This window comes from Deltaproteobacteria bacterium, from assembly GCA_019309045.1.
GTDB lineage: Bacteria > Desulfobacterota > Syntrophobacteria > BM002 > BM002 > JAFDGZ01.
This window is the reverse complement of sequence record JAFDGZ010000095.1, coordinates 1-10,769: the sequence shown is the minus strand read 5'-3', so window position 1 is coordinate 10,769 and position 10,769 is coordinate 1. Positions and strand designations below refer to the sequence as shown.

Genomic DNA, 10,769 nt, shown 5'->3' with positions numbered 1-10,769 from the left:
AGCCATGGCCCGAGCTGAGATTCCCTTGACAAACCTGGAGCCACACCTCAAGAAGTTGGACGCAGCCTCTGTTGGGCGTTTTGTAATCCGGCAGTTCAACAAAACCGGCTAGCAAGCTCTGCTCTGACCGCTGCAGACCCCTACCTCACCTTGCCGGCTCGCCGGCGTAACAACAGGTAAAGTGCACCGGCGCCACCATCGCAGGGGCGTGCAGTTACAAAAGCGAGCACCATCCGCCTGAGACGACCACGTGCCAGCCAGGATGACATGCGCTGTTTGAGAATGGGGATCTGGTCCTTGGAATTCAGGCCCCGCCCATGAATAACCAGCACACACCTGAGTCCCCTGGCAACACTATTGACGATGAAGCGCTCCAGGGAGAGCCGCGCCTGCTCCGTATTCATCCCATGAAGGTCAAGATAGGCCTGGGTGGAAAAGTCTCCCCGGCGAAGCTTTTTGAGCAGCCTCGGGTCTGCCCCCACAACAGCACCTTCCACGTACTCATCAGTGTAGCGAATGTCAAAAGGACCTGCGCCGCTTACCAGGTCAACAAGCTGGGCATACGCCTCGAGCTCCTCTTCAATAAGGGGCCTCCGTGTGGGGAGGGCCAGAGGTCCAGGAGCACGCATTCGACTCCTGCTCGAGTCCAGTCGCCTGACCCCGGTCATAGCGTCGGTAAACAGCACCTCGTCTTCTCTGTTGCCAGGATTTGTTGTAGTCTGCCAGGAATTTTCTACTGTTGTCCGTCCACCATCTCCAGGAGATCGGCAGGCATGCGGCTCCGGTTTCCCTGTTTCTTGCTGCAGCAGGGCACCGAGTTGAGCAAAGGGCGCATTGAAGGGCTGCGGCTCAAGCAAGCCAGTGGACCGACTTTTCCTGCTATTCTTCCTCCGCCGCTTCCGCCCCATGGCAGGCCTCCCATGGCCTTTTATAACACGCCCTCATTGTCTGACAAAGCCTAATGACAACAATAAACCAGGGTTATCGCTTATCGGTTGATGGCAAAATGAAAGTGCACCCCTCTCACTGCTCGATTGCTGCTGGCATGCTCCATTTGGCGCCGTACAAGCCAGGCAAACGACCATAAATAGCGTGCAGAGAAGCCTGTGATATGGTACATATAGAAGCATGGACAGGCCTGTACTCATAGATAGCCAGGATTTGCTGCAGCACTTTTTAGAGAGGCACAAAGGTCTCGAGAAGCTGGCACTCGACACGGAAACCAACAGTTTTTATGCTTACACACCTAGAATTTGTCTGATCCAACTGACTACGCACACCGGTGATTACATCCTGGATCCTCTGGCCGTCCGGGAACTATCAGGCCTGGGTATCCTGCTCGCTGACAACAAGGTGGAAAAGATCATCCATGCTGCTGAAAATGACCTTGCCGGCCTCTGGCGTGACTTTCGCTTCAGAGTTCGCAACATTTTTGATACTGCCATCGCCTGCAGGCTGCTGGGTAGGAAGCGGCTTGGGCTCAGCAGAATCTTGCTGGAAGAATTCAACGTCAACCATGACAAGAAGCTGCAGCGCTGTGACTGGCAAAAGCGGCCACTATCAGAGGAACAACTGGCCTACGCCCAGCTGGATACCCATTTTCTCATACCACTGCGAGATCGACTCTATCAGCAGCTCGAGGAAAAAGGTCTGTGGCAAACAGCGGCGGCACGCTTTCGACGACTGGAAAATTTTCAGCCCAAACCACTGAAAACGTGGGACCCCAATGGATATCTGCATATAAAAGGATGCCACAGTCTGCCGCCTGCTTCGCTTGAAACCCTGAAAAAGCTCTATCGTTATCGGCAGAGGCTCGCCCGCAAAAGAAACAAGGCGCCATTCAGGATCATGGGCAATGAAGTTTTGCTGCGGCTCGCCAGAGAAATGCCCCAGAATCGCCACTCCCTGGCCAAAATAAAAGGTCTGCCTGTCCACTTCAAAGGAAAGAACGGCGCAGGCCTTCTGCGTATTCTCAGGAAATCCACCTGATAGTTTGTCGCTTTCCGAGCCCACTGGTCACGGAGCAAGTGCTGGCGTGTTGTCTACGTGCAGCTGTTGATTCATTTCTGGAATTTTACTGCAGGACACATCAAAAACTCATCTGTAGCAAGCCTTCAAGATATCAGGACGTATTTTGAGCCAGAATTCCTATTTTCCAGAGTCCTTATCGCAAGAGAAATTGAATTTGATATTTTTGCCGTTTTCGCTTATTATTGTAATGCTGCTGTTAATGGTATTGATTCAATAAGGTGGGCACTGTGGATGGAGATAAACCGGTAAATTTTAAACCAAGCTTACGGCTGCCGAGAGATCTCAAAAACCGTATTCTCACCGACCAGCGCCTCAGTTTACACCAGAAATTCGTGCTTTTCACCCTCTATTACTTAGACTCCAAAGGGAAACTGGCCCAGTACAGAAGTTATGTTCCTCGTTTCCTCAATCTTTGTGAAGATGATTTTCAGGAAAATATAGACGAACTTGTTCGCTACAATTATCTAAGTATGGACCAAGAAAACCTTTCCCTGAACATCAGACCCATCCGCTACTTTCACGCCTGAACAGAGATACACGGCTTTTGGTAAGGGCAACGAGGCCCGTTTTGGCATTCGGCTAAGGCTGTGCCAGACGAGACAGCAATGTCCGTGACCAGTAGAGGCAACGACTCTGGTAGGGGCGTGGCAGGACGATGCTCTCAGGGAAGAGTTATCGGTTGTCAGTTATTGGGTGTTGGCAATCGGGTGTCAGTTATCAGTCATTGGTGCGTGCGGGAGACAACGGCAAAAAACAGAAGAATGCGGCAGGCAATTGGCTGTTTCTTTATGCCGTCTTGACATCGCTTGTGGTTTGGACTATAGATTTATCCCTATAATTGTACTAGGAATACAAGGAAAGGAAAAGAATGGATAGCCGCGGCAGACTGCACGATGTTTTCAAGACTTACACTTATGATCAGGACAAGGCCCGGACGCCCGAAGAAACCGTCGACAGTGTGCGGCAAAAGCTCGCCGAGCTCGATCTGGACATATTGCAGAAAACCCTGCGCATTGACACAGGCAGACTCGACATTCCGGTCTACATAAGCCTGTGCGGCAGCGACGCCTTGCGCCTTATAGGCACGAAAAAGCAAATGGGCAAAGGGAGCACCGCCATTCAAGCCGAGGCGAGTGCTCTCATGGAGCTGGTGGAACGGTTCAGTTTCTTTTCTTTTATGAAACAGAGCAATTTCCTGACTGCCACTGCAGATGAAACCGGCAAAGATACCATAGCAGCAGAACTGCTTTACTTCTCATTGCATGACGAGAACACCGACCCCAGAACAGCGGCCCGTATTCTTGCTAAAATACCTTTCCGCTGGACACCAGCCTACAATCTTACCACAAACAGAGAGCTCCTCATTCCCATCGACTGGTTCTACACTATCAACGAGTACAACGGGCCTGCCGCCGGAAATGTACGTGAAGAAGCCATCTTGCAGAGCATTTGCGAGGTGGTGGAACGGCACGTCTCATCAATCATCAGTCACGAGCGCTTCACCACTCCTACCATTGACCAGGCTAGCATTCAGGACCCTGCGGCCCGCCAATTATTGCAGAAGTTTACCAGCAAAGGCATCCAGATCCATCTGAAAGACTTTTCCCTGGACACAGGAATTCCCACAGTGGGAGCCCTTGCCTGGGATCCGTCAACCTTCCCGCACAGCAGCGAAATAGTCTTCACAGCTGGCACCACCACCAGCCCGGAGAAATCGCTCATTCGAGCCCTCACTGAAATAGCTCAACTCGCAGGCGACTTTCAAAATCGAACCAGCTACCGCCCTACTCTTCCCAAGTACGAAGATTTACAAGAGGCTGCCTACCTGACAACTGGCGGTCCTGTAGTGGGCATCGATGCCCTGCCGGACCTCAGCAACGCCAACTTCCGCATAGAAATCACCAGGTGCGTAGACTCCCTGGCAGCTATAGGACTCGAGGTGTTCATCGTCGACGTCACCCACCCAGAACTGGGGATCCCTGCTGTGTACACAATCATTCCTGGCGCCCACTTTCTGGATCGAGCCAGGGATACCGATGTGGTTTTTCATGCGGCAAAGTTGAGCTGTCAACATCTGGACGGCCCCACGGCTCAGCTCACACTGAACCGTCTCATTCAGATGTTCCCGGATCGTTATGATCTCCGCTTCTTTCTTGGGGTAACTCTGGAGTATCACGGACTGCCTGAAGAGGCTCTGGCCCAGCTTCACAAAGCACTCGACCTCGAACCGCATCCCACAGATCTGGCCAGCATTCACACCCACATCGGCGTCTGTCTCAAAGAGATGAAGGACTATGCCGGGGCTATCGAGGCACTCGAGAAAGCAAGAGACCTGGATCCTGGCCTCAAGGAAATCTACAACCAGCTCGGCTTCTGTTACTTCAAGCTCAAGGAGCACGAACGCTCAATAGAGCAATTCGAGAAGGCCCTCGAGATCGATCCTGGCTCTGCCATCGACTACGCCAACATCGGCTCGAACCTGCGGGAGATAGGCCACAAGAAAGAGGCCCTGCAACTTTACCGCATGGCCATCGAACTGGACCCGACCATTGACTTTGCCAGGGAAAATATTGCCAAATTGGAAAGGGAGCTGGCAGAATGAGGCGATTGCTCAGTTGTGGACGGCAAACAATGCCCATATGTCCAGGACGATCATGGCTATGGCAGCAAACCCTTTAAACACCGTGGCGAACACCCTGCCCAGAAATGCCCCCCAGCCCACCCTGGCAGCCGCAGACATTTTCTTGTGCTCGAGAAAACTTACAGCAAAGGCACCGCCAAAAGCGCCAATGAGGGCCCCTACTACACTGCCGAGACCAAACATCAAAGGTGAAAGAGCCACCGCCCCTATTAGCCCACCCAGTAGGGCGCCAACCATTGCCTTCCTGGAACCCCCATAGCGGTGCGCCCCCCACACTCCTGCCAAAAAGTCTATACCTTCTGCTGAGGCGGCGAGCAAGAAAAGCACCAGGAGAATACGAACTGTTATAGCACTGAAATCAGTAAAAAAGCCATAAGCCACCGAACTTGCAAGAATAATCCAGGTTCCAGGCAGGCCAAACACTACCGCGACCAGACCCGCCAGCAGAAACACTGCCAAGAGCACCACACCCAATACACCGATCACGCTCATTTTTTACTGTCCTCCAAGGCCATGCTGCTGTGTGCCTGGCTCCTGGTGGAATAACCTGCCCACATCTCTAGGCATCTGAGGGGAATTTTCTGCCTCTCTGCAACCACCACGGCAGCTATCTGCTCAACGTAGCACCACAATTTTGCTTTAGAAAACGAGGCCTGGTTGGATTAACAAAACTTTCCAGGCATTCACTCTTCTCACAGATGAGAGCGAACATGAGAAAACTATCAGAGTGTGGGATGTTTAGGCAAGTCTGTTTGTCATCGACAGAGATATCTTTGCTGCTCCAGAAGATTGATCTCAGTTTATCTGCCGCTGGATAGAGGTCGCATGGTACCAGTTGCTTTGGAAAAGCGCAGGCAGTTCTCAGGGTCGACAATGCAGAACCATTTATCCTTGCACTTTTTGCAGCAAAAGAGATGGAGTCTGTTCTCTCTGACAACAGTTATTACTTTGTATCCCGCCAATAATTTCTTGCAGTATTCACAATGAAATCCTTGCAAGGCTATCCTCCGTTTATGCTTGAATTTGCCACGCTTTCAGCCGCACCAGCATTGCTGAGCAATGCTGGCTCCAGTGGGCTGTTTCACGAATTTATACGCAAGGAATATGCCACATGTGCACTAAAAGACACCAGACTTTTCACAGGGAAAAATTGCAGTGCCGAAAAAATAGCCCCCATCAGCTGGGGGGCGCGAGCTGATGGGGGCACACAAAGAGAGAAAGGAGTGGTCAAAAAGGGAACATTCTGTTCGCCTCGCCTGGATTAAGATGCAAATATGGTGCCAAATTATATGGCAGCAGGCGGCAATAACAAAAAGGGCGGTGCTGTGCACCCCCCTTCATTGCTGGTCTGGTTTGAGCTACTCTGACAAGCCAACTATCGTCCTGCGTCTGTCAGGCATGGCATCATGCTCACAGGGACAGTGCATATTCAGATACTCCAAGAATTGCCTTCTACGCAGGAGTTGAGGGATCAGGTACATTCTCTCCATGGCCAATTGGTTCGGGCACCTTCCCTCGGCAAAAAGAGGGCAGGATCTGATTCTCTTGTCTATTGAGGCAATCACCCCCTTCCAACTCTTGGAGAAAAGATAACCGAAGCAGCACTGGAAGACAACCATAGCTGCGGCTGAAATCATACCCGCAGCTCTGCAAATCTCTCCGGCATCTTCTGGGGGAACAGTCGGAGATGGCATTGCTTGAGGAAATAGGCGTCGGTCATGCCGGCAATGAAGTCCCGCACCACCTCAGCAGCCGAGTGACTCTCCAGATACTCTGCAGACATGCCGTCTAGGAAGCCGGTGAAAAGAGCAGATTCGTGTCGCTGGTGCTGGAAATCATCCAGATAGATCTCGAAGAGCATCTCGAACAACCTGCCTATTTTGGCTTCCTGGCTCTTAATGTGAGGATTCTGATAAATATAGCGATAATTGAATTTCTTCAGCTCCTGAAGTGCCTCAGACACCTCTGGGCTGAAGCCCACGGAGTCCTGTTCAAAGCTGTTTTGGATTACATCCGTAACCAGATTATAGACAATCGCCCCATTGGTTGTCCCCAGTCTGGCAGCACACCTGGCTGGAATCTGCTCTCTGCGAATGAGGTTCAAGCGGATGGCATCCTCGATATCCCGGCCGATATAGCTAATAGTGTCCGCCAGACGAACCACACATCCTTCCAGAGTCATTGGCATCAACGGGGTGGCAGGGTCATGTATTTTTGCCTCCATTTCACGATCAAGGTCAGCAAACGTCTTTCCTGGCTGAGGTCTCAACCTTTCTTCATGAATTTCTCCGTCGTGACAGAGAATGCCGTCCAGCACTTGCAGCGACAGGTTCCAGCCGCGACCCTTCCGCTCTATGCGATCCAGAAAACGTACACTCTGGACATTGTGCTGGAAATAGCCAATTTGTTGACGCTGACAGATCATTGAAAGATAGCGTTCACCATCATGGCCGAAAGGTGCATGGCCGATATCGTGGCCGAGGGCCATAGCTTCAATAAGGTCTTCGTTCAGCCGCAAGAATCGGCCGATGTCTCTGGCAATCTTTGAGAGAAACTGAACATGCAGCACGCGATGGGTAATATGATCATTGTCAATCAGATAGAAAACCTGGGTCTTGTCAATATACCGGGTATAGGCCAGAGAATGAAGAATTCTGTCGGCATCCAGAGAAAAGCTCAATCTGTGCCCGGCCTCCACCCTCTCCTCCCGCCGACGGTATATTGCTGCGGTGCTTGGAGTAGCGAAAGGCGACAAAGCCTCGGCTTCTCTCTGCACCAGTTGTTTCTTCAGTTCCAGAAGAGCTGATGTGGAGCTCACCATCGCAGGGTATCCTCCTGTTAAATCTGTTCTAGCAATTGCTGCAGCCTTTATTTCCAGGGCGGAATATGCAGAGATGTCTGTCAACAATCCTCCGGCCACATGGACACTGGCTGGCCCTGATAAAATCAGGGATCAGCTTGCCGTTGCAGCTGTGTCAATCTCGAAAGCCTGGGGCTTGGTCAACTGGTAAACCAAAATATCTGCTCAGGGATTCGATGACCTGCAAATCAGCTGCGACAAAATCATAATCTTGCATTTCCGCAACCGTAACCCACTTTATCTCTTCGTGTTCGTTCAAATGAAGAGTGCCAGCTTCGATGGAACACCAGTACACCAGAAGCTCTACAGAGAAGTCTTCGTAGCAATAGGATACGGTCTGGAAGTGCCCGGTTATGCGAACCTGGAGGTTCAACTCCTCCATGATCTCTCGCTGCAGGCAGTGTTCTGGCTGCTCATCAGGCCTGATCTTTCCCCCCGGGAACTCCCACTGCCAGGCAAAACGTTTATCTCTACCTCTGCGAGCAATGAGAATTCGCTGGTCTTTTTCGATAAGCGCCGCCACAACCCGCAACAGACCGCCTCCCTGGTTCTCCGGCATCATCCCAACCTACAACATCTCTGGCAACGTAACTAGCCAGATTCTGTCCCGATCTTGCCAATGCCGCTAGACATCAGGCCAAGCGAGTGGCATCGCCGCCGAAGTTCTGCTGGCAATTCTCGGGTCCACACGCCAAGCTCCGGGTGATAGCCCAGATAGTTCGCCAGACGGTAAAGACCGATTTCGGTCTTGCTATCGCAAATCTCCCCTGACCGGCACCATGAGATCGCCTCGGCAAGTTCATGAAACTCGAAGTCACCCACTTCTTCGAGAGGATGCCCGTCGCCAGGAGCATGCCTCCTGTCACCCAGCTCCACTCTGACCGCCAGGTAGTGAAGTTTTTCTTTCCCGGATGCCGGCGACGAAAATGTTCCCTCCCCCAGAACAACCAGATCCTCTGGAGCCACCTCGAAGCCTGCTTCTTCTCGCACTTCGAGACAGGCCCTGCCTTTGACTCCTATAGTGGCAAGGTCATGCTGCTCTATCCCGCCAGCGACAATTTCACGATAGACGAGCATAACGCTTTTGTCCAGTTGTGCCTTGTATGGATCTAATCTCCGCAAGTAGATGGCAGGCCGTACACCACGGCGCAAGCCCACCAGGACTCTCGAGTCGGCATCAATAGTGTAAATCATCACAGCCACGGCGTCTACAAAACGACTTTCTACCAGGTAAAAGACATAGGCAGAAGAGTAACGATTGCCTCGGTACCTGTGCCTCAGCCGCAGCTTGCGAATCTTGACAAACGGTTCAGTTTCTTCCTCAGCCTCCTCGTCAACCACCTCTATATCCGCCAAGAGATCTGGGCTTATCACTGAGACCTCCTTCAACCGGTCGCCAAACGGGCTCCACCATCATCCATCCCCAGACTTTATAAGACTCTAGCTGTGCTGCCGAGACTATGACCTACGGCTGCCCCCAAGTCAAGGGAGCGCCCCTTGCAGTGTCGGACGTTCATCTGGCAGTTCCTGCAAGTGAAGAGTCCGGATCGCTATTTTCAGCCATTCGTGGATCTAGGTCAACAGATGTGGCATGATGATATGACTCTAGCGAATTAATAATTGGCCAGACATCGGCAGCAGGATGTTCTTGTGAAGGCAGGTTCGATGAAATTACTCGGGGTGTTGCTGGTATCAGCACTCTGGCTTCTGGTGTATTTTGGCTGCCAGAATGTAGAGCGGCGAAGACCAGCCCTATTGCAACCCAGCCGACTCGACAATCTGGTGCCCAGGCGCGAATGGCCCGTGTGGTTGTATCTTCTCGCCTATATTTATCCCTACACTCTGCTGTTGCTTCTCAGAGGGCCCACCATCGAGATAGCTCTGCGGGCATTTGCAGTCCTTATTGTAGCTGCGGGAGCCATCTACATCCTTTTTCCCACCAGAGTGATCCGGCTGCATACCAAGCACACACTGCGCCACAGCCATGTTGACAACCTGCTTCATTTACCATTACAGACCGCTATTCCTTGGCTTCGGACTCCTGTGCCTCCTGACAATTTCCTTTTCAGCACTGTGCATCCGCCAGCATTATGTCATTGATGTGCTTACTGGCTATGCTCTAGCTATCGTGGTCTTCCTGATTATGGGGACATAGCAAGGAAAAAATGAAAAAGGTGTTCCTTCTAGATACAGGAATATACGCCATTGAATAGAGGCAGCTTTTTGTTGCCTTGTCTGCAGATAGCTGCCGGTCAGAACCAGCCGGGGAACTCGCACCATTGCAGATAAGATCATATTCCGGGCGCACTTCTCCCTTTGCTGCCTGGTGCAAGACCGCAGCTCAAATATTTTTCCAGGGAGCCCTGTGCCCAGCGTTCGCTTGTCAGCTTTCCAGGGAGCCCTGTGCCCAGCGTTCGCTTGTCAGCGAGCTATCTCTTGGATCTCTTCGAGGCCTTCAAAGGATTGATCTTCACCACCTTCTCACTCTGGCGCTTCGTATGGGTGGCGAGATTGCAGGAGCCGTTTCTCCATTTGGCTTCGGGTTCGGGGCAGGATTGGCAATAAACGCCGGCGCTGGTGGTAATGGTTCTGTTACACCCCTGGCAGGCTTCCACCACTGGATAACAGCTGCCGCCATTGAAAGTGCAACCGCCCTTGCTCATAAAAAAGCATTCTGAACCCTGTTTAATCGTTTGACACTGCATTGCATGTCCCTCCTCTGGAAAAAATTAGTTTTCAGGTGAAAAAGACCGGGGTGTTCTGCTGATAAACACCCCGGCCCAAGTTGCGGCTTTATAACAAAAAACAAACAGAAATTCCAAATGAGGTTATAGCTTGGTTTACAGGATTTCAACTGATCTTCAGCTATTATTCTTTTCATATGTCGCTATTTTAACAATTTTCGCAAAATACCGACAGTTATTGATCAGAAAACTCAAGGGTAATCACCTTCTTTCTCTTTGCAGGACAAGAAATTCCTGGATTGACGCACAGATAGAGGTCCGGCTGGGGCTGCTGTTGTCCACACCACACTCAACTGTTATATTTCCCTTAGAGATGCCAGTTTTCGGTTATTGGTTGCCGGCTGAGGTTGGATGAGCCGGAAAAGGTGTGAGGGGCAAGCATGGACTCAGAGGGCAGTCGCTTTCGGCAGCTTCCTTGTTTCGGTGGTCTTTTTTATGAACCCTGTACGGCCACAAGTAAGAAGAAGCATCAGTGCCCTGACTGTCACTACTG

General features: G+C 51.5%; 10 protein-coding genes. 4 read left to right on the top strand and 6 right to left on the bottom strand.

Translation table 11 applies throughout. The features are described from left to right. Positions 1-140: 140 nt before the first annotated feature. The gene (locus tag JRI89_14975; protein ID MBW2072542.1) at positions 141-668 is read right to left on the bottom strand and encodes a Smr/MutS family protein; all 528 of its coding nucleotides are present in this window, start codon (positions 666-668) and stop codon (positions 141-143) included. Positions 669-1,128: 460 nt separating this feature from the next. Between JRI89_14975 and JRI89_14970 the strand changes: the two genes are divergently transcribed. The 3 genes from JRI89_14970 (at position 1,129) to JRI89_14960 (ending at position 4,633) form a co-directional block, all read left to right on the top strand. Further along, positions 1,129-1,989 carry an HRDC domain-containing protein gene (locus JRI89_14970; protein ID MBW2072541.1) on the top strand — a complete coding sequence of 287 codons (861 nt, stop codon included), beginning with the start codon at positions 1,129-1,131 and terminating at the stop codon, positions 1,987-1,989. Between the two features lie 269 nt (positions 1,990-2,258). After that, a complete protein-coding gene (locus tag JRI89_14965) occupies positions 2,259-2,558 on the top strand; it encodes a hypothetical protein (protein ID MBW2072540.1) in 300 nt (99 codons plus the stop codon). Positions 2,559-2,899: 341 nt separating this feature from the next. After that, the gene (locus JRI89_14960; protein ID MBW2072539.1) at positions 2,900-4,633 is read left to right on the top strand and encodes a YcaO-like family protein; all 1,734 of its coding nucleotides are present in this window, start codon (positions 2,900-2,902) and stop codon (positions 4,631-4,633) included. A gap of 9 nt (positions 4,634-4,642) precedes the next feature. Here JRI89_14960 and JRI89_14955 read toward each other — a convergent pair whose 3' ends face one another. The 4 genes from JRI89_14955 to JRI89_14940 all read right to left on the bottom strand — a co-directional run bounded on the left by JRI89_14955 (position 4,643) and on the right by JRI89_14940 (position 8,906). Then, positions 4,643-5,164 (bottom strand): DUF456 domain-containing protein, encoded by a 522-nt coding sequence (locus tag JRI89_14955; GenBank protein ID MBW2072538.1) that lies wholly within the window; start codon positions 5,162-5,164, stop codon positions 4,643-4,645. A gap of 1,141 nt (positions 5,165-6,305) precedes the next feature. Next, entirely contained in the window at positions 6,306-7,493 is a 1,188-nt protein-coding gene (locus tag JRI89_14950) for an HD domain-containing protein (protein MBW2072537.1), read from the bottom strand. Between the two features lie 154 nt (positions 7,494-7,647). Then, positions 7,648-8,094, bottom strand: a complete 447-nt coding sequence (locus tag JRI89_14945) for a (deoxy)nucleoside triphosphate pyrophosphohydrolase (GenBank protein MBW2072536.1) — start codon at positions 8,092-8,094, stop codon at positions 7,648-7,650. Positions 8,095-8,123: 29 nt separating this feature from the next. Then, a complete protein-coding gene (locus JRI89_14940) occupies positions 8,124-8,906 on the bottom strand; it encodes a hypothetical protein (protein ID MBW2072535.1) in 783 nt (260 codons plus the stop codon). Between the two features lie 610 nt (positions 8,907-9,516). Between JRI89_14940 and JRI89_14935 the strand changes: the two genes are divergently transcribed. Then, positions 9,517-9,687, top strand: a complete 171-nt coding sequence (locus tag JRI89_14935; GenBank protein MBW2072534.1) for a hypothetical protein — start codon at positions 9,517-9,519, stop codon at positions 9,685-9,687. 274 nt (positions 9,688-9,961) lie between these two features. Here the strand turns inward: JRI89_14935 and JRI89_14930 are convergent, their stop codons facing one another. Beyond that, entirely contained in the window at positions 9,962-10,237 is a 276-nt protein-coding gene (locus JRI89_14930; protein ID MBW2072533.1) for a PxxKW family cysteine-rich protein, read from the bottom strand. Positions 10,238-10,769: the final 532 nt, after the last annotated feature.

Excerpts from the sequence above, each read along its gene's own strand:
- JRI89_14955 (MBW2072538.1), bottom strand. The coding sequence starts at position 5,164 with ATGAGCGTGATCGGTGTATTGGGTGTGGTGCTCTTGGCAGTGTTTCTG.
- JRI89_14945 (MBW2072536.1), bottom strand. The coding sequence starts at position 8,094 with ATGATGCCGGAGAACCAGGGAGGCGGTCTGTTGCGGGTTGTGGCGGCG.
- JRI89_14950 (MBW2072537.1), bottom strand. The coding sequence starts at position 7,493 with ATGGTGAGCTCCACATCAGCTCTTCTGGAACTGAAGAAACAACTGGTG.
- JRI89_14930 (MBW2072533.1), bottom strand. The coding sequence starts at position 10,237 with ATGCAGTGTCAAACGATTAAACAGGGTTCAGAATGCTTTTTTATGAGC.
- JRI89_14970 (MBW2072541.1), top strand. The coding sequence starts at position 1,129 with ATGGACAGGCCTGTACTCATAGATAGCCAGGATTTGCTGCAGCACTTT.
- JRI89_14975 (MBW2072542.1), bottom strand. The coding sequence starts at position 668 with ATGACCGGGGTCAGGCGACTGGACTCGAGCAGGAGTCGAATGCGTGCT.
- JRI89_14960 (MBW2072539.1), top strand. The coding sequence starts at position 2,900 with ATGGATAGCCGCGGCAGACTGCACGATGTTTTCAAGACTTACACTTAT.
- JRI89_14935 (MBW2072534.1), top strand. The coding sequence starts at position 9,517 with ATGTTGACAACCTGCTTCATTTACCATTACAGACCGCTATTCCTTGGC.